20 protein-coding genes and 1 pseudogene are annotated in these 19,923 nt (G+C 71.3%); 10 read left to right on the plus strand and 11 right to left on the minus strand.

Going from position 1 to position 19,923, the window contains the following annotated elements; genetic code table 11:
- Positions 1-183: 183 nt before the first annotated feature.
- From ACZ4SA_RS06680 to ACZ4SA_RS06690, 3 genes are all read left to right on the plus strand, one after another.
- Positions 184-336, plus strand: coding sequence for a hypothetical protein (locus ACZ4SA_RS06680; protein ID WP_468270538.1), 153 nt, complete (start codon positions 184-186; stop codon positions 334-336).
- A 101-nt stretch (positions 337-437) separates the two neighbouring features.
- Positions 438-1,235 (plus strand): hypothetical protein, encoded by a 798-nt coding sequence (locus tag ACZ4SA_RS06685; protein ID WP_468270540.1) that lies wholly within the window; start codon positions 438-440, stop codon positions 1,233-1,235.
- On the plus strand, positions 1,232-1,750 hold the full coding sequence (locus ACZ4SA_RS06690) for a protein-tyrosine phosphatase family protein (RefSeq protein ID WP_468270542.1): 519 nt from the start codon (positions 1,232-1,234) through the stop codon (positions 1,748-1,750). Before ACZ4SA_RS06685 ends, ACZ4SA_RS06690 begins: the two co-directional genes overlap by 4 nt.
- Here the strand turns inward: ACZ4SA_RS06690 and ACZ4SA_RS06695 are convergent, their stop codons facing one another.
- The 3 genes from ACZ4SA_RS06695 to ACZ4SA_RS06705 all read right to left on the minus strand — a co-directional run bounded on the left by ACZ4SA_RS06695 (position 1,751) and on the right by ACZ4SA_RS06705 (position 4,200).
- Positions 1,751-2,107, minus strand: coding sequence for a hypothetical protein (locus ACZ4SA_RS06695; protein ID WP_468270544.1), 357 nt, complete (start codon positions 2,105-2,107; stop codon positions 1,751-1,753).
- A 101-nt stretch (positions 2,108-2,208) separates the two neighbouring features.
- Positions 2,209-3,360, minus strand: coding sequence for a WD40 repeat domain-containing protein (locus tag ACZ4SA_RS06700; RefSeq protein WP_468270546.1), 1,152 nt, complete (start codon positions 3,358-3,360; stop codon positions 2,209-2,211).
- A 51-nt stretch (positions 3,361-3,411) separates the two neighbouring features.
- The gene (locus ACZ4SA_RS06705) at positions 3,412-4,200 is read right to left on the minus strand and encodes a GntR family transcriptional regulator (protein ID WP_468270548.1); all 789 of its coding nucleotides are present in this window, start codon (positions 4,198-4,200) and stop codon (positions 3,412-3,414) included.
- A gap of 152 nt (positions 4,201-4,352) precedes the next feature.
- On the opposite strand from ACZ4SA_RS06705, the gene ACZ4SA_RS06710 reads away from it, so the two are divergent.
- Both ACZ4SA_RS06710 and ACZ4SA_RS06715 read left to right on the plus strand, forming a co-directional pair.
- Positions 4,353-5,198 (plus strand): (2Fe-2S)-binding protein, encoded by an 846-nt coding sequence (locus ACZ4SA_RS06710; protein ID WP_468270550.1) that lies wholly within the window; start codon positions 4,353-4,355, stop codon positions 5,196-5,198.
- A gap of 196 nt (positions 5,199-5,394) precedes the next feature.
- Entirely contained in the window at positions 5,395-6,459 is a 1,065-nt protein-coding gene (locus tag ACZ4SA_RS06715) for a DUF2637 domain-containing protein (protein ID WP_468270552.1), read from the plus strand.
- Between the two features lie 92 nt (positions 6,460-6,551).
- Here the strand turns inward: ACZ4SA_RS06715 and ACZ4SA_RS06720 are convergent, their stop codons facing one another.
- The 3 genes and pseudogenes from ACZ4SA_RS06720 to ACZ4SA_RS06730 form a co-directional block, all read right to left on the minus strand.
- The gene (locus tag ACZ4SA_RS06720; RefSeq protein WP_468270813.1) at positions 6,552-6,986 is read right to left on the minus strand and encodes an ATP-binding protein; all 435 of its coding nucleotides are present in this window, start codon (positions 6,984-6,986) and stop codon (positions 6,552-6,554) included.
- A 115-nt stretch (positions 6,987-7,101) separates the two neighbouring features.
- Positions 7,102-8,845: pseudogene (locus ACZ4SA_RS06725) on the minus strand (pyruvate dehydrogenase).
- A 101-nt stretch (positions 8,846-8,946) separates the two neighbouring features.
- Entirely contained in the window at positions 8,947-10,833 is a 1,887-nt protein-coding gene (locus ACZ4SA_RS06730; RefSeq protein WP_468270554.1) for a protein phosphatase 2C domain-containing protein, read from the minus strand.
- A 567-nt stretch (positions 10,834-11,400) separates the two neighbouring features.
- On the opposite strand from ACZ4SA_RS06730, the gene ACZ4SA_RS06735 reads away from it, so the two are divergent.
- On the plus strand, positions 11,401-12,399 hold the full coding sequence (locus ACZ4SA_RS06735) for a helix-turn-helix domain-containing protein (RefSeq protein ID WP_468270556.1): 999 nt from the start codon (positions 11,401-11,403) through the stop codon (positions 12,397-12,399).
- 17 nt (positions 12,400-12,416) lie between these two features.
- Positions 12,417-12,899, plus strand: a complete 483-nt coding sequence (locus tag ACZ4SA_RS06740; RefSeq protein ID WP_468270558.1) for a DUF456 domain-containing protein — start codon at positions 12,417-12,419, stop codon at positions 12,897-12,899.
- Positions 12,900-13,073: 174 nt separating this feature from the next.
- Here ACZ4SA_RS06740 and ACZ4SA_RS06745 read toward each other — a convergent pair whose 3' ends face one another.
- Complete coding sequence (locus ACZ4SA_RS06745; protein WP_468270560.1) at positions 13,074-13,352, minus strand: hypothetical protein; 279 nt, start codon at positions 13,350-13,352, stop codon at positions 13,074-13,076.
- A 580-nt stretch (positions 13,353-13,932) separates the two neighbouring features.
- Between ACZ4SA_RS06745 and ACZ4SA_RS06750 the strand changes: the two genes are divergently transcribed.
- Positions 13,933-14,532: a beta/gamma crystallin domain-containing protein gene (locus tag ACZ4SA_RS06750; RefSeq protein ID WP_468270562.1), complete on the plus strand. Its 600-nt coding sequence runs from the start codon at positions 13,933-13,935 to the stop codon at positions 14,530-14,532.
- Positions 14,533-15,063: 531 nt separating this feature from the next.
- Here ACZ4SA_RS06750 and ACZ4SA_RS06755 read toward each other — a convergent pair.
- Positions 15,064-15,762, minus strand: coding sequence for a permease prefix domain 1-containing protein (locus tag ACZ4SA_RS06755; protein ID WP_468270563.1), 699 nt, complete (start codon positions 15,760-15,762; stop codon positions 15,064-15,066).
- A complete protein-coding gene (locus ACZ4SA_RS06760; RefSeq protein WP_468270565.1) occupies positions 15,759-16,103 on the minus strand; it encodes a PadR family transcriptional regulator in 345 nt (114 codons plus the stop codon). Before ACZ4SA_RS06760 ends, ACZ4SA_RS06755 begins: the two co-directional genes overlap by 4 nt.
- A gap of 81 nt (positions 16,104-16,184) precedes the next feature.
- Here ACZ4SA_RS06760 and ACZ4SA_RS06765 point away from each other — a divergent pair, with 81 nt between their 5' ends.
- Together ACZ4SA_RS06765 and ACZ4SA_RS06770 are read left to right on the plus strand one after the other, a co-directional pair.
- The gene (locus ACZ4SA_RS06765) at positions 16,185-16,658 is read left to right on the plus strand and encodes a DUF2269 family protein (protein ID WP_468270567.1); all 474 of its coding nucleotides are present in this window, start codon (positions 16,185-16,187) and stop codon (positions 16,656-16,658) included.
- A complete protein-coding gene (locus tag ACZ4SA_RS06770; protein ID WP_468270569.1) occupies positions 16,655-16,924 on the plus strand; it encodes a hypothetical protein in 270 nt (89 codons plus the stop codon). The genes ACZ4SA_RS06765 and ACZ4SA_RS06770 overlap by 4 nt, the downstream gene beginning before the upstream one ends.
- A gap of 117 nt (positions 16,925-17,041) precedes the next feature.
- On the opposite strand, the gene rsgA is transcribed toward ACZ4SA_RS06770, so the two are convergent.
- Together rsgA and ACZ4SA_RS06780 are read right to left on the minus strand one after the other, a co-directional pair.
- Positions 17,042-18,205: a ribosome small subunit-dependent GTPase A gene (rsgA, locus tag ACZ4SA_RS06775; RefSeq protein WP_468270571.1), complete on the minus strand. Its 1,164-nt coding sequence runs from the start codon at positions 18,203-18,205 to the stop codon at positions 17,042-17,044.
- Between the two features lie 509 nt (positions 18,206-18,714).
- A complete protein-coding gene (locus ACZ4SA_RS06780; RefSeq protein WP_468270573.1) occupies positions 18,715-19,737 on the minus strand; it encodes a DNA-directed RNA polymerase subunit alpha in 1,023 nt (340 codons plus the stop codon).
- Positions 19,738-19,923: the final 186 nt, after the last annotated feature.

Below are 19,923 nucleotides of genomic sequence, written 5' to 3' on the forward strand. Positions count from 1 at the left end.
CGCCCCGCGCCTCCAGGCTCCCACCGGAGCGCGACCTGTCAAACGGCCACGGGTGCCACCCCGAGGGCGGGCGCGCAGCGCCGCGCCCCTCGGACGCGCCGGCTCCCGCGTTGGCGCGGTGGACGCGTCGCCCGGGGGTTGGCGCTCCGCGGCGTCACCCGTGGGGGTCAAGGAGAGATCCACATGGTTGACGCCGGGGCGGTCTCCGGCGCATCCCCCCTGATGACGGCGGTGAACGTGTCGACACCGCTCAACTACGGGGGTCAACTCGCCCTGCTCGGCACCGAGGACGGCGCAGACGGCGACCCGATCGGCCGCCGAAAGATTGTGAACTGATTCACTCGACCTCTTGGCCCAGCGTGCCGATCCGTGCTGAGATTCCGTCTGACTCAACAGCTCAATGGCGTGCTCGGGGAGGGCAAGTGGCGCATACCGCCATGTCTGGTTCCGGAACCACAGCAGGTGACGATCCACTCCAGACCGCGGTATGGCGGCTGCGTTCGCGCGGCTGTTGGACCGATGCGGCGGCCCTGCTCGCGCCCCATGCTGCGGACCCCGCGGCCGCGCTGGAACGGGCCGGACTACTCGTGGAGCGCTGTCTGTTCACCTGCGACGGCTGGGCGGAGGCCGAGGACGCCCTGCGTACGGCGGAAGCTGTCGCCGGCGACGACGAGGAGCGCGGCGGAGCCGCGAGCGAGCGCGGCCGGCTGGCGTACGCCGCCACGCGGCTCGGAGTCCGGGACCGGGCCGACGAGGCCAGGTCCGCGCTCGGCCGGGCCACGGCGCTGCTCTCCCCCTCCTCACCGGGACGTCCCCTGCTGGACTTCCGGCGCGGCCTGGTCGCCGAGCACATCGCGGACTCGCCGCAGGCGGCACGCGCCGCCTACCAACGGGCGCACGCGGGCGCGACGGCCCAGGGCGATCCGCTGCTGCTGTCGTTCACCTGGCAGCAACTGGCCGGACTCGACCTGCGAGAAGGGGAGTTGACGCAGGCCCGACTGGGCTTCTCCGAGTGTCTGCGCATCCGTGAGGAGCTCGGCTATCTGGTGGGCACCGCGGCGGCGCTGGCCGGTCTCGCCGACTGCGAGCCGGAACCGGAGGCGGGCAGGCTGCGTTCGGAGGCCCGCCGGCTGTTCCGGCTGCTCGGTGGCGTGCCGGTGTGGCTCGGTGCGCAGCTCTCGCCCGTCGTGCCACCGCAGCCGTCCGCGGCCCTCCCCGAGCCCACCGGCCAGTGAGAACCCGGCGCAGGGAGGGCGACGTCCCGGAGCCGCGGACGCGGTGGGACGAGATCACAACGGGCCTGTGGGTGGGCGGTCATGTCTGGTCGGACGCCGGACACCGGCACCGCGACGTGGTGGTGGCCGACGAGTTCGACGTGGTGATCAGCCTCTACACCCGCGAGGGCCACGGCCCCGCGGAGGGTGTCGAGCACCATGTCGTGCCCATCCCCGACGACTGGCTGACCGCGCAGCAGATCGACCGTGTCCGCCGTGTGGCGGTGACGGCCGCCGATGCCGTACGGGCACGGCGCAGGGTGCTGGTGCGCTGCTATTCGGGGTACAACCGCGCGGGCCTGGTGGCTGCTCAGACGCTGATCGAGCTGGGTCACGATGCCGAAAGCGCCATCGACCGGGTCAGGTTGCGGCGCTCCTCGTGGGCTCTGCACAATGCGGCGTTCGAGCAGTATCTGCTGACCGGTCTGGACATCGCCTCGCTGCTGTCGGGCCTGGAGCCGCCGCCCGCGGACTGATCAGGCCGGCCAGGAGAAGAACCGCTCGGGGTTCATCGCGAGCAGCACCAACACGATGACCACCCCCACCCAGAGAAACCCGCGGGCCCTGCTGCGCGGCTTGGGCGCCCGGCGGTCCGGCCATGCGCGCCACCCGTCGGGCTCGGCCTGCACGGGTTTGCCCCTGCGCGCCCACCGACGGGCGCGCCCCTGCTGCCTGGCGGCCTCCTCATCGGCACGCCGCAGCCGCTCGGTGACCATCCGCGCCCGCGCGGACGGCTCCTTGGGAGCCGCCAGCCTGGCCGGGCCCTCGCTGTCGAGCTGGAATCTCTCCCACTCCTCGTCGGGTATGGACGACTCCGGTGATCCCGCGGTCATGTCGGTCCCCCACCTCTCGGACATGTGAACGAACGAACACCCTAGTGCAGGGCTGCGACAGCCCAGTTGGGGGCCGGGCAGGCCCTCCGACCGTCCGCGGCTCATCGTGGCCGCAGAACGGTCAGCATGTCGTCGGTGCCGACGGCGAGCGCGCCGTCCGGGGTGACGGCGACCGCGCGGACCGCGGGCCCCGGCCGGAAGGCGAGCACCTCCCGCGTGCCGAGGCGGCGCAGCTCCGCCAGACCGTCCGCCCAGCCGACCGCGAGGGCGTGTCCTGCCGGTGTCCGCGCGCAGTGCAGGGCGACGACCGGGTACGGCCGCTCCGTCACGGGCGGGCGGCGCCTGGGTGTTCCCGGCATCCAGGTCTGGACCGTGCCGTCCGCGCCCCCGCTGTGGACGGAGAGGACGGGCGACGCGGTCGCGGCAAGGGCGGTGACGCGGCCGGAGTGCAGAGCCGCCTGGTGAACGCCCGCGAGAGTGAAGGCGTGGACCGAGCCCATGCGATCGCCGACCAGCACGGTGTCCGCCGCCGCGGCGAGTGCCGTGCCGGGGTGGCTCGCGAGAGTGGCCGCCACGGCCTTCGTCAGCGGCGTCCGGGTACCGCCGTGCCGGTGGAGACGGCCGCGTTCGTCCAGGAGCAGCAAGGTGTCGTCGAGTGCCGCGACCGCCTTGACGCGTGAGGCCGTCGACCGGTGCCGGGCGTCGTCGGCGCGGGTGCGCAGGCTGCCGGTGGGGTCCGCCGCCACAAGGCGGCCCGCCGAGACGGTCAGGGCGGCCACCGGACCGGGCCGGGACCATTCCATGCTCCAGGGCGCCCCTTCCGACAGCCGGGCCAGCGCCCGGCGCACGTGCGCTGCCGCTTCGGTGGGCAGGGCGGCCAGCAGGACCAGGGCACGCCCGGCGGGGGGCTGCTCACGGATCAGCGACTGGCCCGCCCGCAGCCAGGCGGTGCGCAGGCCCCCGTGGTCCTCGTCCGCGGTGTCGTACGCCGAGGTGACCCGTACGGGGTCGGCCGAACAGACCGCCTCCGGGTCGGTCAGGTCGACCGGCCGTCCGCGCTCCGGCGCGGCCGCGGCGGCGGGCTCCACGACCACGCGCAGGTGCCCGAACTCCCGCAGCACACGGGCCAGTTCGGCGATCTCGTCCCGGTCCTGCTGCACCGGCCGCAGCCGTACGGTGCGCGGCGCGCCCGACAGCAGGGCCGACAGCAGCTCGGCCGGCGTGCCCGCCACGACGCCCAGCTGGTTCGCCACCGCCCATACCGTGCCGCGCACGTCCGCGCCCCCGTCAGACTCGTCGGTGGCTCAGGCGTCCGAGCCCGTGAAGTGCTCGCGCACCAGCGACTGAACCACCGTCAGGTCCTGGGCGACCAGGGCCTCCAGCAGGGCCATGTGCTCCGCGGCGTCCGCGATCAGGTCGGCCCGGCGGGGGGCGGGGGCGGTGGTGAGGGGCCACTGGGAGCGGCGGTGGAGGTCGTCCGCGACGATCAGCAGCTGCTCGTTGCCCGCGAGGGCGAGGACCGCACGGTGGAAGGCGCGGTCCGAGTCCGCGTAGCTCGCGCGGTCGCCGGTCGCGGCCGCCGCGACCGTCGCCTCGGCCAGCGGCCGCAGGGCGCACCAGTGCGCGGCGGGCACGGTGCGGGCGAGCCGGAGCATGACCGGTACCTCGATCAGGGCGCGGACCTCCGCCAGTTCGGCGAGTTCGCGGGCGCTGCGCCGGGCGACGCGGAAGCCGCGGTTGGGCACGACCTCGACGGCCCCCTCCGTCACCAGCTGCTGCATCGCCTCGCGCACGGGAGTGGCGGAGACGCCGTAGCGCTCCCCAAGAGCGGGCGCCGAGTAGACCTCGCCGGATACCAGGTCGCCGTCGACGAGGGCGGTGCGCAGGGCGTCGAGGATCTGGCCGCGGACGGAGTGCCGCTGGACCGGACGCGGGGCCGCGGGCTCGCTGTGGGTGTGCTCGCCGCGGGCCTGGCGGGTGTGCTCGCCGCCGGCCTGTTCCGCGGGGAGGCGACCCGGTCGCCCCTGGGCGGGTATGCGGACGGACTCGTACGACTGCGGGAGGGCGAGGTCACGCGCTCTGGCCTGCTCCACTCGGGTCCTCCTCCGGCAATCAGCGCGGGCCCGGCTCGCAGGTGCGGACCCCTTGAGTGCACGATAGGCGGCCTGGGCCGCAGTTCAAACATCGCAGCGATCGGGTAAGGTAAGGCTAACCTGCTAACGATCGCGATTCGGTGGTCCCCGGCATGACCGTTCCTGCACTGCTGCCCCGCCTCACCTCACCGGTGGCCGGCGCCTACCTGCGCCTCGCCGAGGTCTTCCCCGGCCTGCGCGTGAAGGAACTGGCGGACGACGCTCCCGCGCCGTCCGGCGCAGGCTGGGTCGGGGCGGCCGACCTCGCGGCGGGCGGGGCGGCACTCGACTCCTTCCTCGCCTGGGACAACGCGCAGGTGCTGCGGGACTACGGACAGCAGGCCCGCCCCGACGTCGTCGCCAGCTTCGGACTGCACCGCTACGCCTGGCCCGCCTGCCTGCTGATCACCGTCCCCTGGTTCCTGGACCGCAGGGTGCCGCGTGTCCGCGTCGAGGAGGTCGCCTTCCAGCGTGCACTGGGGCACATGACCGTACGGGTCCGGGATTTCGCCTGCCTGCCCGGCGACCCGGCCGCCGAGCTGCCCGGCGCCCGCGTCGTAGCGGACGAGGAGGCGCTGCGCGCGGAGGTGCGCGCCGCGGTCGCCGAGCACCTCGGGCCGGTCCTGGACGGCTTCGGTCCCAGGATGCGGCGTGGAAAGCGGGCCCTGTGGGGAATGGCGACCGACGAGATCGTCGAGGGCCTGTGGTACATCGCACATCTGCTCGGCGAGGAGCCGCGCGCGGTCGCGGAGCTGGAGCAGCTGCTGCCGGGCACGGCGAAGCCGTATGTGGGCAACGCCGGATTCCGCGAGCTGACCGCCCCGAACGGCGAGCGGCTGCCGACCCGGGACCGGGCGAGCTGCTGCCTGTTCTACACGCTGCGGCCCGAGGACACGTGTGTCACCTGCCCGCGCACCTGCGACGCCGACCGAGTGGCGCGCCTTCAACAGACCGCCTGATTCCACGCCACCCTTTCGAGTGACGTTGATTCGAACACAACCCGGTCGTTTCCAGCGGTAGTTCGAGCAGATCACACCTATTCGCATGCCTGACGGGCCCGTTGGCGTTCACTTGCGCCGAAAACCCCTGGGTGTCCCCCACCTTCGGCCAGGATGGCGGCCGAAACGCCCTACCGCGATGCAAGGGACACCGCACATGAGACTGACCGACATATCGCTGGACTGGCTGCTTCCGGGCACCGTGATGATCCTGGGAGTCCTGGCGGCGGTGGCGGTGCTCGCGCGCGGCAAGCGCGCCGATGACAAGGCCGCGGCCGACGACTCGTGGGAACGCAGCGAGGACCGGCGCAGACGCAAGGAGGCGGTCTACGGGACCGCTTCCTACGTACTCCTCTTCTGCTGCGCCGCCGTGGCAGCCGCGCTCTCGTTCCACGGCCTGGTGGGCTTCGGCAGGCAGAATCTCAGCCTGTCGGGCGGCTGGGAGTACCTGGTCCCGTTCGGGCTCGACGGCGCGGCCATGTTCTGCTCCGTCCTCGCCGTGCGGGAAGCCAGCCACGGCGACGCCGCCCTCGGCTCCAGGCTCCTGGTGTGGACCTTCGCCGGGGCGGCCGCCTGGTTCAACTGGGTACACGCCCCGCGGGGGTTCGGCCACGACGGCGCTCCCCACTTCTTCGCGGGCATGTCCCTGTCCGCCGCGGTACTTTTCGACCGGGCGCTGAAGCAGACCCGCCGCGCGGCGCTGCGCGAACAGGGCCTGGTGCCGCGTCCGCTGCCGCAGATCCGGATCGTGCGGTGGCTGAGGGCCCCCAGGGAGACCTTCGCCGCCTGGTCGCTGATGCTCCTCGAGGGCGTACGGAGCCTGGACGAGGCGGTCGACGAGGTGCGTGAGGACCGACGGCAGAAGCAGCAGAACCGGATGCGCCGACGGGACCGCGAGAAGCTGGAACGCGCCCGGATCAGGGCACTCAACCGGCAGCACCGTGCGTGGGGCCTGGGACGGGCGGGCCGGGGCACTCAGCTCCCGGCCCTCGGCCCGGCGGCAGGCACCTCCCAGCAGGGGGGCTCCCCAACCGTCGTGGAGCCTGCCATAGCCGAGCCGGGACAACTGCCCGTGCGGCCCCGGCCCTCCCTGCAGGCCGTGCGGTCGGCCGGCGCCGAACCGATCACGGTCGACCTGACGGCGGAGGACGACACACAGACCCTGCCGCGTCTCGACTCCCTGGAGCAGAAACTCAAGGATCTCGAGCAGCAGTTCGGCTGATGAGGGCCCTCACCCGGACGGCTGCCGTGATCAGGGCGACCGGCGTGACGAGAAGGGGACTGCACACTGCGGGGGCGGCCGGGCCCGTCGGCTCAGGCCGCCCCCGCGTGCAACTCGAACCAGACGACTTTGCCCACCCCCTGCGCGCTGCGCACCCCCCATGCGTCCGCAAGGCTCTCCACGAGCACCAGTCCCCGGCCGCTCGTACCGAGATCGGCCCGTGGTACGTCCGACACGGGCAGTCCCGCCATGAAGTCCTGGACCTCCACATGGAGCCGCGAGTCCTCGACGATGGCGGTGACGACCGCTCCCTGATCGGTGTGTATGAGGGCGTTGGTCACCAGCTCGCTCGCGAGGAGCTCGGCCACGTCGGCCGCGTCCACGGTGCCGCCCTCTTGGGGGTCCGGCCACTTGCCGAGCAGGTCGCGTAAAGCGTGCCGCACTTCGGGCACGGCCGTGAGATCACCGCTGCCGAGTCTGCGATGCAGCCGGCCTCGGACTCCCGCGCCCCCGTGACGTCCTGTCATCATCCCCCACCCACATCAAAACGAGCTACGGCTTCGTAACGGTCACCGGATGCATGCCCCATGCGCGGAGCACCACTCATGCGGATTTCGTCAGGTGCCGGAAGGAACGCGGATGTCAGGGCCGTGGCACGTTCCGCAGATTCGAGCGGGCCATCTGGACCATCCTGCCGACGCCGCCGTCCAGCACAATCTTGCTGGCCGAAAGCGCGAAGCCGGTCACCATCTCGGCACTGATCTTCGGCGGGATGGACAGGGCGTTAGGGTCGGTGACGATGTCGACGAGCGCGGGTCCCTTGTGCCTGAAGGCGTCCTTGAGCGCTCCTGCGAGCTGCTTCGGCTTCTCCACCCGTACTCCGTAGGCTCCCGCGGCGCGGGCGACGGCCGCGAAGTCCGGGTTGCGGTAGTCCGTGCCGAACGACGGCAGTCCCGCGACGAGCATCTCCAGCTCCACCATGGACAGCGAGGAGTTGTTGAACAGCACGATCTTCACCGGCAGGTCGTACTGGACCAGGGTCAGGAAGTCGCCCATCAGCATGGTGAATCCGCCGTCGCCGGACATCGAGACGACCTGGCGGCCGCGGTCGATGAACTGCGCGCCGATCGCCTGCGGCAGGGCGTTCGCCATCGAGCCGTGGCTGAACGAGCCGATGATGCGGCGCCGGCCATTGGGCGAGATGTAGCGGGCCGCCCAGACGTTGCACATGCCGGTGTCGACGGTGAACACAGCATCGTCGTCGGCCAGTTCGTCGAGGACGGCGGCGACGTACTCGGGGTGGATCGGGACGTGTTTGTCGACCTTGCGGGTGTACGCCTTGACGACCCCTTCGAGGGCGTCCGCGTGCTTCTTCAGCATCTTGTCGAGGAAGCGGCGGTCCGTCTTGGCCCGCACCCGCGGGATCAGGCAGCGCAGCGTCTCGCGCACATCGCCCCACACGGCGAGGTCCAGCTTGGAGCGGCGGCCCAGGTGCTCGGGCCGGACGTCGACCTGGGCGATCTTGACGTCGTCGGGAAGGAAGGCGTTGTAAGGGAAGTCCGTGCCGAGAAGGAGCAGCAGATCGCACTCGTGGGTCGCCTCGTACGCGGCGCCGTAGCCGAGCAGGCCACTCATACCGACGTCGTACGGATTGTCGTACTGGATCCACTCCTTGCCGCGGAGCGCATGCCCGACGGGGGACTTGATGCGCTCCGCGAACTGCATGACCTCGGCGTGCGCGCCTGCCGTGCCGCTGCCGCAGAAGAGCGTGACCCGGTCGGCCTCGTCGATCATGCGGACGAGTTTGTCGATCTCCGCGTCGCCGGGCCGGACGGTGGGGCGGGTGGTGACCAGAGCGTGCTCGATCGTCTTCTCGGGCGCGGGGCGGTCCGCGAGGTCGCCCGGCAGCGACACCACGCTCACACCGCCGCGTCCGATCGCGTGCTGGATCGCCGTCTGGAGCAGGCGGGGCATCTGCTGGGGGCTGGAGATCAGCTCGCTGTAATGGCTGCACTCGCGAAACAGCTGGTCCGGGTGGGTCTCCTGAAAATATCCGAGGCCGATCTCGCTGGAGGGGATGTGCGAGGCGAGCGCGAGGACAGGCGCCATGGAGCGGTGGGCGTCGTACAGGCCGTTGATGAGGTGCAGATTGCCCGGGCCGCAGGAACCGGCACAGGCGGCCAGCTTCCCGCTGATCTGGGCCTCGGCACCGGCGGCGAACGCCGCGACCTCCTCGTGCCTGACCTGGATCCAGTCGATGGCGGAGTTGCGGCGTACGGCGTCGACCACGGGGGTTGAGACTGTCGCCGACGACGCCGTAGAGCCGCTGCACACCGGCACGGACGAGGATGTCGACGAACTGCCCCGCCACGTTCTGCTTGGCCATGGGATGCGTGCCCTTCTCGACGGATCTCCGGACCTGTAAGGACCTCGCCTCGAGATCCATCAGTCCATCAACCCATGGCCTGGCCGCTCACGCCTGCGCGGTTACGCCTCCCAGACGGCCACCGCCGTACGGTCGTCGGCGTACCCCTTCACCCGGAGCTGGATGTCGGCGAGGAACTCGGCCATTCCCGGGGCGTCCGGCCTGCTCCAGCGCTCGGCCAGTTCCTTCGCGAGCGCCGGTTCCCCGCGCACCGGCTCCGCGAGACCGCTGCTGCACAGCAGAAGCGTGTCGCCGGGGCGGGCGACAGAGGCACGGAAGCGGAACGGCTCGGCGGGCGGGGGCGACGGCGCCTCGACATACGGCGCGGGCGGTGTGGGGATGCCCAGATCCATGGTGAGCCGGTCTCCGTCCGGGCCCGCCTCGGGCACGGCCGAACCGAACCCGACGACGGGCGCGCCGGTGACGTCGGCGCTGTCCGGGACGACCGGCTCGAGGTCCTGCCAGGCCCCGTCGCGCAGCCGGAGCAGCCCACCACCGCCGACGCCGAAGAAGACGCGTGTGCGGCACGTCGGGTCGGCGGACAGCAGAAGGCAGCGCAGGCCGGCCGTGTACTGCTCCGGCTCGAGCCCGAGCTCGGCGGCGCGGCCTCGAAGCCTCCCGAAACTACGGTCCGTGAGCCGGTGCAGCCCCGACTTGAGATCGCCGCGGCGGCCCGCCCTTATGTCCTCCGAGAGTCGGGCGTGGCTGCGGCCGACGGCCCCGCCGATCCAACGGCAGGCGTCGCCGGCGGCGAGATGCGCGGTGTCGGCACCGCGGACCCCGCTGGCCACGGCGACGAGCACGAGCGCGGCGGGGCCGGCGCCGAACCGCGCCGTGAGCAGCGCATCGCGGCGCGGCTCTCCCCGGAAGCGGGCCGAATCGCCCCGCACGGAGGCGGCCCGCAGCGTGTACGTGCCGTACCGGGCGCCGTCCAGCACGGTGTCGGCGACGAGCTCGTCGAGTGCGTGCGCCTCGGCGGCGGGCAGCGCGGTCGGCTCGGCGTCATACGTCGGCCGCCCGCCCCCGACCACCCCGGCCCTCGGCGTCTGCGCAGGCACGACCACCCGCCCACCGGGCCCACGGCCACCGTCGCCCTGCTGCGCCCTGCCGGGCCCCGGGGGGCTCGCGCCGGGCGGCACCGACTGCGCCCCCGAATCGGACGCATCACCCGGTGGCGCCGTGTCCGCCGCGGGAACGGGCGGGACGCCGCCACCGGGGCGGTCGTTGCCCGCGGGCAGGGACCCGCCCGGTGAAGCCGCGGAACCGTCCCGGCCGGAGGAAGCCTCCGAGCGCGGATCTCGCCCCTCGCCCTTCGGGGGCGACTCCACGTCGGCACCGGGTGCCCCGCCCGCGGGGCGCGCGGGGCCGGCCGACGGGGGCGGTGGCTCAGCCGGTCCGGCCCACGGGGGCGGTGGTGCGGCTGGCTCGCCCCGGCCGCGCGAAACATCGGCCGCTGACGGCGAGGCCGTGCGGCCGTCACCCTCGGCCGCGCCCACAGGGCCGGCGTCGGCCGACGGAGGCCGGGGCCCGGCGGGGATGACGGGCGGAGGCGGCGACGCCGGCCGCCCGCCCACGCCGTGCGAAACCTCGTCCCCCGACGACGAGGCCGCGGGGCCATCACCACCGGCCACGCCCCCAGGGCGGACCGGGCCGGCCGACGGAGGCGGGGGTACCTGCACCCGGCCCGCCGGTTCGGCCGTCGGCCGCGCTGGTGGGGCGGACGCAGACCGCCGCGCGCCGTCTCCGCCCGCGGGCGGAGACGGCGGCGAGTCCCACCAGTTGTGGGGGCGGGCGGTCACCGTGTCGGATGCCGAGTCGAAGCGGTCGTCGAGCGTGTCGGCGGACGACGTGGCCGGGCGGCCCGTGTCCGGAGCGGAGTCGTCGTACAGCCGGTTCCACCACTCGTCCTCGGTGGTAGGCCTGTTGGGCGTCTCCCCCTGCTCACTCATGCCCCTATTGTCGACCGCAGGGAGGGCCAGAAAACGGGCATTCCGAAAAGACACGTGCCAAAGGTCCGCCGGGCGGCCCAACCCCCCACGGGAAAGACGCCCGGCGGACTTGTCGTGATCGGCGCGTCCCGCGCGTCAGCGCACCCCGTATGCGTCGACCACGAGCTGGGTGACGGAGTTGCCGTTGGCGTCCGTCGGTTCGGATTTCAGGGTGACGCTCCTGCCGGCCGCGCCCCCTGTCGGGCTGCGGCCTCGCTGCCGACCAGAGGTCTCTTCCCGGCCGCGTCGTCCTGCGGCCCGGCGGCCGCCGACGGCGCGATTGCGGTGACGGCCAGGAATGGCGGCTGTTGCCGCTCCCAGTGCCGTACGCGATATCGGGCGCATCGCTCTCCCATCTGATTCCGGCCACGAAAGGGCACAAAGGCCCCGTCTCCGGAGGCGGTTGGTGCTGCGGTGCCACGACGTTGACAGAGATGCTGCCGGTGCAGGGATGATGTCCCGCGGCGGGTTCACGCCTGGCGGGTTTCCGCCACAGCGGCCGATAAGCGCACGTCCGGGGAGGGTTCGGTGCTGGGAGCGATAGGGCTCGACGAGAGACAGGAGTCGGCCTACCGCGCGCTGGTCGCGTTCGGGGCTGCGGAGATCACCGATCTCGCGCGCCGGCTCACGTTGCCCGAGCCGGAGACGGAACGCGCCCTGCGGCGCCTCGAGCAGCACGGGCTGGCCGCCCAGTCCTCCGCACGCACCGGCCGCTGGGTCGCCGCGCCGCCCGGTGTCGCGCTCGGTGCGCTCCTGACGCAGCAGCGCCACGAGCTGGAACAGGCGGAACTCGCGGCGGCGCTGCTCGCCGAGGAGTACCGCGCCGAGTCGGAGGAGCCGGCGGTCCACGACCTGGTCGAGGTGGTGACGGGGGCGAGCGCCGTCGTGCACCGCTTCGGCCAACTGCAGCTCGGGGCGACGGAGGAGGTCTGCGCACTGGTCACCGGCAAGCCCGTCGCCATCACCGGTACGGACAACGAGGCCGAGGAGAACGCGGCGGCGCGCGGCGTGGCCTACCGGGTCGTCGTGGAGCGCGAGGTGCTGACCATGCCGGGCGGGTTAGCGGAACTGTCGGCGGCGTTCAGCCGCGACGAGCACGTCCGCGTGGTCGACCGGGTGCCGACGAAGCTCGTCATCGCCGACCGTGCCCTGGCGATGGTCCCCCTCACCGGCCGCGGCGCCGAGCCCGCGGCACTCGTCGTCCACGCCAGCGGGCTGCTGGAATCCCTGATGGGCCTCTTCGAGGCCGTCTGGCGGGACGCCCTGCCGCTGCGGGTCGGGGCGGGCGGCGACACCATCGCCGAGGACCCGGCCGGCCCCGACGTCACGGACTTGGAGATCCTGTCGCTGCTGCTCTCGGGGATGACCGATGCGAGCGTCGCCAAGCAGCTGGACCTGGGCCTGCGGACCGTGCAGCGCCGGGTCAAGGGACTGATGGAGCTGACGGGGGTGACGACCCGGCTGCAGCTCGGCTGGCATGCGTACGCGAAGGGCTGGGTGGCTCGCGACCTGCACGAACGGCACTGATCCTGCACTCTGAGCATGTGGGTGTGTGGCAGCTGCTGATGGTCGGCGGGGTGATGCTGCTGGGCCTCCTCGGGGTCGTCGTCCCGGGTGTCCCGGGGCCATGGCTGGTATGGGCGGCGATGCTCTGGTGGTCGCTGCACGAGCAGACGGGGGCGGCCTGGGTGCTGCTCGTGGGCTCCACGGCGGTCCTGCTCATCAACCAGGTGATCGTCTGGCTGCTGCCCGCCCGCCGTCTGCGCGATGTGGGCGTGAACCGCAGGATGGCGGCGTACGCCGGCGCCGGCGCCCTCGTCGGGTTCTTCCTCGTCCCCGTCGTGGGTGCGGTCCCCGGCTTCATCGGCGGGATCTACGGCACCGAACGCAAGCGCCTGGGCGGCCACGGCCAGGCGAAGGCCGCAACCCGCGCGGTGATGCGCGCGGCGGGCACGAGCATGCTCGTGGAGCTCTTCGGGTGCCTGCTCGTCGTGGGCGCGTGGATCGTGGCGGTGACGGCGGCGTAGCGTGGGGGCCCGAGTGGAGCCCTGCTGGGGGCGACCCCGGCCCCAGCGGCGACTGAGGCGCGGGGGCGGCCGGTGTCCGTTGCCGTCCCGGATGTCCGTCAACCCTCTGTTGCGCCTATTGTTTGGCGAGCTGGAGCAGGTCAGCGAACGTTTCCCCCGCCGACGTAGCGCCGGTCATCTTGATGTGACCGGCGAAAAGCCCTGCACAAGGGCTTGGCGCGGGTTGTCATAGACCTTGGCGAAGGTCGAGGAATCCATCGTGATCGTGAGGTGGGCAGCACCCGGGTGTCCTTGCTCGACCTTCCTGGCCTCCGGGTCGACCCCCCATTCTCCGCCGCCGTCGCCAGTGATGTTGATCTGGAACTTGAAGTCGACCTTGCGCGCTTCGTCCGCGTGGCGCACAAGACCGGCGCCGAAGTCTTCGTTGAACCACTTCTGCACGTCGACAGCCATCAGTTCTCCTCTGGGTTATCGGGCACAGCCGATCGGTCCACCCTGTCACGCTGGGTGTCCGGCCTGTATCTGCGGCAGGGCAAGATCACCCCTCAGACGGAGCGAAGGTTCGAATCGCCGGACGCTGTCGGGAACCGATTCCGAAGCGGGTGAACTGCATGGCCAAGGCGTTGGTCAACCTTTGGTGGCACAGGCTCAAGATTCGCCGGCACAGGACAGCCGCACTGGTGCTCCGTCGGCCGAAAGCCCCAGTGTCCCATCTCTGTCGATCTGGTCCGCGTCTCAACTGATCTGGCCCGATTCACGTTTGGAGGGCCAGATCGGTTGAGACGAGCAGGTCAAATGCGGTGGACATCCGTTCCGGTGCCCGAAGCGCCTTCGCGGACCAGATCATGTGGGATTCGCCGCGGTCGGCGTCTCAATCGATCTGGTCGTCGCAGGTCAGGGCCGCGGCTCCGGGCCGGCTCGATTGCGACGGGACACCCAGGAGCTCCCCGCGCATCTGTGGTGTGTCGCCGACCAGCCGATGACTCCTCCAAGTGATACTTGATCAACTTTCAGTAGTCGATTCGGAGTGCACATGAACGACGACCAGGTCACCTTCTACGCCCAGCTCTCCTTTGCGGGCGAGGCGCACATCTACAACCTTGGAGCCGACGAGAATCTCCATCCGGGCGAGCTCAACGACAAGTTCAAGTCATTGAAGGTGGGCCGGCAGGCCAAGGTGCTCGCCTGGCAGCACGCCAACCAGACCGGCAAGTACCGGGAGTGGGATCTCGACCAGGCGGACATCACCGGTATCGGAGGTCTGTCGAGGTTCAAGGTCATCCGGGACACCACGCTGCCCATCGCGGTCCGGCTGGAAGACCTCAGTGGAGGGCAGAACCGGCAGTACAGCCTGAAGGTGGCCTCGTTTGAGGTGGGCGAGATCCTGGTCCATTCCGGAGACCCCGAGTACGGCTTGGTCGGCGTCATGCCGGAGGACGGCCCTCCCGTGACCACAGCCATCTACGTCCGCGACGAGCAAAGCGGAGAGTACGTCGCCATGGGGTCCGTCTACTTCGTCTGGAACGGCACCACCAAGTCGGTCGATGTCGCCGACGAGACGAATTTCCCCGCCAATATGAGGTACAAGCGGGCCGGTCGCAACGAGTTCATCTTCGAACTGACGGCCGTCTAGCGTCCGTTACCGTCCACGGTTGCCCCACTGATGCAGGGCAGGGGCCCGGGGCAGTCAGGCCGCCTGCCGCTGCGGGTAGTACGGGGTGGTGTCACGGCGGGTGGCGGGCTGGGCCCTGCGGCGCGTGAGGCGGGGGGGCATCAGGGCGATCGCGGCCCAAGTGATCGGATTCGCTCATCTCGGGGAGCCGTTCGTGGTCGCGGCAGTGACGGCGGGGCCCGCCTGATCCACGACCACGATCGATCCACCACCCACCTGCGCGGCAGGACGACGAAGCCTTTCGCGTCGGGTGGGCGCCGCACCGTCCCTTGCCGCCGAAGGCGGAGTCGGCCCAGACGACAGAGATCTCGGGGTGTGTGAGCGCGGGCCACCGGCCGTGGAAAGTGCGGGGCGAGGCACAGCTGTTGACGGGTCCTCATGACCTCGGCCCGCACTTCAGCGAGGAGCTGATCCGGATCACCCAGCAAAGATCCACAGCTGGGGCCCGGAGGGCGCGCAGCCCGTCCGGGCGCCCGGCTGGGGGACATCAGGTCACGGCAGGACCGGCAGCCGTGCGCATCGGCGGCACGCCCGGGCCGAGGCGGCCACCCCCGCGTGCGACGCGGCCGCGAGCGCGCCGGCGAACGCGAGCAGTGGCCAGTTCGTGACCAGGACGGCGGCGGTGGCGAGCGCGAGCGTCGCGAGTGCCATGGCCACGCTCGCGGTGGTGCCTGTCCAGGCGACCGCGAGCGGCAGTCGCCGCGGTGTGGGCAGTCGGCGGGCGAGGGTGCCGGTGACGGCCAGCGTCGCGGCGGCGAGCACCGCGGCGACGGTAGCGACTCCGGCCAGATGCACGGCCAGGAGCTGCGCGGCGCGAGGCAGCAGCCAGGTCTGACCGTGGTTCACGCTCCAGGACAGATACCAGCAGGCGATCAGGAAGGGTGCGGTGAGGGCGACGGCCCGGGCGGTGTGCCGGGCCTGGGCGATCGTCAGTTCCCGCTGGCAGCTCGGCACGAGCTCGTCGACGGTGCCGAACTCCCGTACCGCCTGCTGGGCGGCTCTGCGGTAGGGCACCCCTTCGCGGGTGTACGCCTCCACCGTGTCCGCGAGGCCGTCGCGAATCTCCTGGATCATCCTGGTCTTGGCCCGCCCCGGGCCGTACAGGGCAGCGGTCAGATCCCTGACTTGGTCCTCGACGGGGTCCTCGAAAGGGGCCTCGAATGGGTCGGCCTGCCGACCTGCCGCCTTCATGTGGCGAGTCCGGGCGGCGGCCCGGCGGGGTTCAGGACCGAGCCGATCGCCGTGGTGAACTCGGCCCACGCCGTCCGTTCCCCGGCCAGGGTGTGCCGGCCCGCGTCGGTGAGCTCGTAGCACCGCCTGCGCCGTTCACCCTCGGACTGCCAGCTGCTGCTCAGCAGCCCGAGCCGCTCCAGCCGGTTCAGCGCCGGGTAGATCGTGCCCGTGCGCAGCTCGAGCACGCCTCCGCTGCGTCGCTGGACCGCGGCGATGATCGCGTAACCGTGCAGCGGGCCCTGTTCGAGCACGGCCAGCAGCAGTCCGTCCAGGTGCCCTCGCACCGCATCCGCCCTCATGAGTAGGCAGCCTACACAAAAGCACTGTAGACAGTGTATGTATTGGCAGCCAACGCAACTACGAAGGGGGAGGCACCCGCAGTGACCAAGCTGCTGCTGTCCATCCATGTCATCGCGGCGATCCTGGCGGTCGGATCGATCACCGTGGCCGCCTCGATGTTCCCGCGCTATGCGCTGCAGGCATCCGGCGGCGATGATCCGGGCGGGCGGGCCGCCGGGATCGCCGCACTCCTGCACCGGATCTGCCGCGGCTACGCCATCGCCGGCGTCGCTGTGCCGGTCTTCGGCGTCGCCACCGGTGCCCGGCTCGGCGTCCTCACCGACGCCTGGCTGATCGCGTCGCTGCTGCTGACCGTGATCGCCGCGGCCATGCTGGCGCTGGCCATCCTGCCCGCCCAGCAGCGGCTGCTCACATCGGCTCAGGAATCGCCGGCCGAGGACACCGCGCGCCCGATCGCAGCCCGGCTGACCATGCTCACCGGCATGTTCAACGTCCTGTGGGCCGTCGTCGTCGTCCTGATGATCGTCCGCCCCGGCTCCACGACGGGCGCGTGAGTGCCGTGCGCACCTTGCGGTTCGCCGCCGCCGTCGAGGCCGCCTCCTTCGTGGTGCTGCTCGGCAACCTGTTCACCACCCACGCACCGGCGGTCTCGACGCTTGCCGGCCCACTGCACGGCACCGCCTACCTCGTCGTCATCGCGGCCACCGCGGCGGCCCCCTCCGTCGCCTCCTCGGGCGCCCGGTGGCATGCCGCCGTGCCGGGACTCGGCGGGATCCTCGTCCTGCGGCGGATCCGAAGCCGATCCCGAACAGGGCCGTGAGCACGGGCGCAGTGAGGCAGGTGCCCATCACGGCGGTTTGCGGGGTCGTCGCCCCCATGGGCAGCCCACCCATGGGAGCGAGCACCCCCGGTGACGGCGCCTCAGCAGGACGCCGCTTCAGCGGAGACGGCCGCGCTTGGCAGCCATCGCCGCACGGCCCTCCGCGCCCTTCATCTTCCAGTCGCGCCGGATCTCCGCCCGCAGCCTCGCGTCCGTCTTCGCGACGATCCGCTGGTTCTCCCGCAGCAGCTTGCGGTAACTCTCCAGGCGGCGTTCCGGCAGCGCGCCGTCCTCGATCGCGGCGAGCACCGCGCAACCCGGCTCTGCCTCGTGCGCGCAGTCGTGGAACCGGCAGTGTTCCGCAAGGCCGTCGATCTCCGAGAACACCTGGTTCACACCGCTCGCCGCGTCCCACAGCCCCACTCCCCGCAGACCGGGAGTGTCGATGAGGACTCCCCCTGCGGGAAGGACGAGCAGGTTGCGGGTGGTGGTGGTGTGCCGGCCCTTGCCGTCGATATCACGGGTGGCCTGGACGTCCATGACGTCCTCGCCGAGCAGGGCGTTGGCGAGGGTGGACTTGCCCGCGCCGGAGGTGCCGAGCAGGACGCTGGTTCCGTCGGCGACGATCGCCTTCAACACCTCGATGCCCTCCCCCGAAGTGGAACTGACGGGCAGGACCTGGACACCGGGAGCGGCGGCCGCGACGTCCTGCACGAGGTGGGACAGGCCGGTGACGTCGGGCACGAGGTCGGCCTTGGTGAGGACGACGAGCGGTTGCGCACCGCTCTCCCGGGAGAGTGCCGACTCATGCAGCAGCGCATCACCACTGGAGCTGGACATCGCGAGTGCGAGGAACCGTTCGATCCTCCCGAGGTCGAGTTCGACCGCGAGGGAGACACAGATGACGATGTGATCGACGTTGGTGGCCAGCACCTGGCCTTCGGAACGCTTCGATGAGGTCGAGCGCACGAAGGCGGTACGGCGAGGCAGCAGGGTCCGCACGTACCGCGGATCGCCACCTTCAGGATCGACGGCGACCCAGTCCCCCGTGCACACGACCTTCATCGGGTCACGAGGAACGACGAACTCGGTGTCGGCCCGCACGATGCCGTCGGCGGTCATGACATCGCAGAGACCACGGTCGACCCGCACGACACGGCCGGGCAGCAGGCCCTGCCCGGCGTACGGGGCGAACTCAGTCTCCCAGTCCGCATCCCAGCCGTACGGCACGAGTGGGTGCGAGGAAGACGAGGACGAAGCCAGGAGAGAAGAGAAAGACAAGGGGTGACCCTTCACAAGGGTGGCCCCGGCACCGCGCCCACTGGCGCGGGAGAAGAGTGAGGTCAGCCGGAGGCCACGGAGGTGGACTTGATGAACTTCCGGATGCGGGCAGCGCCCATCTCAACGACAGCCATCGGTCACACCTCCCCAACCAGATCAAGTCACCCGCGACAACCCGGGTTGCCGCTCCAACAGAACGGACCCTAGAGGTACCCGGGCCGCGACGCCATCGAATTACGGCAACCAGTGCGGCGACGGGCGCGAGGCGGGCGCGGCATCGTCTGGAGCCCGTGCAGCGTGCGGGTCATGCCGCCAAGCGCTCGACGTGGACGTCATCGGACGAGGGCCGCGCTGCTCCACGCAGGCCACATCCGCGCCGCTGCCGCGGGAGCCGCCCCCACTCCGGTCGAGGAGGGAGGCACATCCTTGGCCGAGGGGCAACCGTCGGTGTGCCGTCTCCTCGTCGCCGGCTCCTCTGCCTTCCCAGCTCCCGCCACCCGGCGCAGCGTTCAGTACTGCTCGGTCTCGACGAAACCGGCGTCCGCGTCGTCGTCGGCGCCGAAGGCGTCGGCGGCGGCGGTCGGGTCGAATCCGGGCGGGCTGTCCTTCAGGGCCAGGCCCATGCCGGCCAGCTTCGCCTTGACCTCGTCGATCGACTTCGCACCGAAGTTGCGGATGTCGAGCAGGTCGGCCTCGGAACGCGCCACGAGCTCACCCACGGAGTGGATGCCCTCGCGCTTGAGGCAGTTGTACGAACGAACGGTGAGCTCGAGCTCCTCGATCGGCAGTACCAGGTCGGCGGCAAGGGCGGCGTCCGTGGGGGACGGGCCCATGTCGATGCCCTCGGCGTCGATGTTGAGCTCACGGGCCAGACCGAACAGCTCGACCAGGGTCTTGCCGGCCGACGCCATGGCGTCACGCGGGCGCATGGCCTGCTTGGTCTCGACGTCGACGATCAGCTTGTCGAAGTCGGTGCGCTGCTCGACTCGGGTCGCCTCGACCTTGTAGGTGACCTTGAGGACCGGGGAGTAGATGGAGTCGACCGGGATACGGCCGATCTCCTGGCCCACCTGCTTGTTCTGCACGGCGGAGACGTAGCCGCGACCGCGCTCGACGGTCAGCTCCATCTCCAGCTTGCCCTTGCCGTTGAGCGTGGCCAGCACCAGGTCGGGGTTGTGCACCTCGACACCGGCCGGCGGGGCGATGTCAGCAGCGGTGACCAGGCCGGGGCCCTGCTTGCGCAGGTACATCACGACCGGCTCGTCGTGCTCCGAGGAGACGACCAGCTGCTTGATGTTCAGGATGAGGTCGGTGACGTCGTCCTTGACGCCCGGCACGGTGGTGAACTCGTGCAGGACACCGTCGATGCGGATGGACGTGACCGCCGCACCCGGGATCGAGGAGAGGAGCGTACGGCGCAGGGAGTTGCCGAGGGTGTAGCCGAAACCCGGCTCCAGGGGCTCGATGAAGAACCGTGAGCGGTACTCGTCGACGACCTCTTCGGTCAGGGACGGACGCTGAGCAATCAGCACGAGGTGTTGCCTCCAGTGGTTCGGCGCCCGCTATGTGACGCCGTAGTCACCACGAAGGGTACGGGCGACACGGGCGATACGGCCTCCGAAGAGACCGAATCGCCCGACTCCGCCCGTCTGCCGGCCGGTCGGCGCGCCCAGCTCTTGCAGGAGTGGAGCCCACGATCAGCTGCTCCTACTCCTGGG

The organism is Streptomyces sp. NPDC027962 (assembly GCF_055566095.1).

Bases quoted from the DNA above. Each gene is read 5' to 3' on its own strand.
- ACZ4SA_RS06680 (WP_468270538.1), top strand. From the start codon at position 184: ATGGTTGACGCCGGGGCGGTCTCCGGCGCATCCCCCCTGATGACGGCG.
- ACZ4SA_RS06685 (WP_468270540.1), top strand. From the start codon at position 438: ATGTCTGGTTCCGGAACCACAGCAGGTGACGATCCACTCCAGACCGCG.
- ACZ4SA_RS06695 (WP_468270544.1), bottom strand. From the start codon at position 2,107: ATGACCGCGGGATCACCGGAGTCGTCCATACCCGACGAGGAGTGGGAG.
- ACZ4SA_RS06710 (WP_468270550.1), top strand. From the start codon at position 4,353: ATGACCGTTCCTGCACTGCTGCCCCGCCTCACCTCACCGGTGGCCGGC.
- ACZ4SA_RS06715 (WP_468270552.1), top strand. From the start codon at position 5,395: ATGAGACTGACCGACATATCGCTGGACTGGCTGCTTCCGGGCACCGTG.
- ACZ4SA_RS06720 (WP_468270813.1), bottom strand. From the start codon at position 6,986: ATGACAGGACGTCACGGGGGCGCGGGAGTCCGAGGCCGGCTGCATCGC.
- ACZ4SA_RS06730 (WP_468270554.1), bottom strand. From the start codon at position 10,833: ATGAGTGAGCAGGGGGAGACGCCCAACAGGCCTACCACCGAGGACGAG.
- ACZ4SA_RS06745 (WP_468270560.1), bottom strand. From the start codon at position 13,352: ATGGCTGTCGACGTGCAGAAGTGGTTCAACGAAGACTTCGGCGCCGGT.
- ACZ4SA_RS06750 (WP_468270562.1), top strand. From the start codon at position 13,933: ATGAACGACGACCAGGTCACCTTCTACGCCCAGCTCTCCTTTGCGGGC.
- ACZ4SA_RS06755 (WP_468270563.1), bottom strand. From the start codon at position 15,762: ATGAAGGCGGCAGGTCGGCAGGCCGACCCATTCGAGGCCCCTTTCGAG.
- ACZ4SA_RS06760 (WP_468270565.1), bottom strand. From the start codon at position 16,103: ATGAGGGCGGATGCGGTGCGAGGGCACCTGGACGGACTGCTGCTGGCC.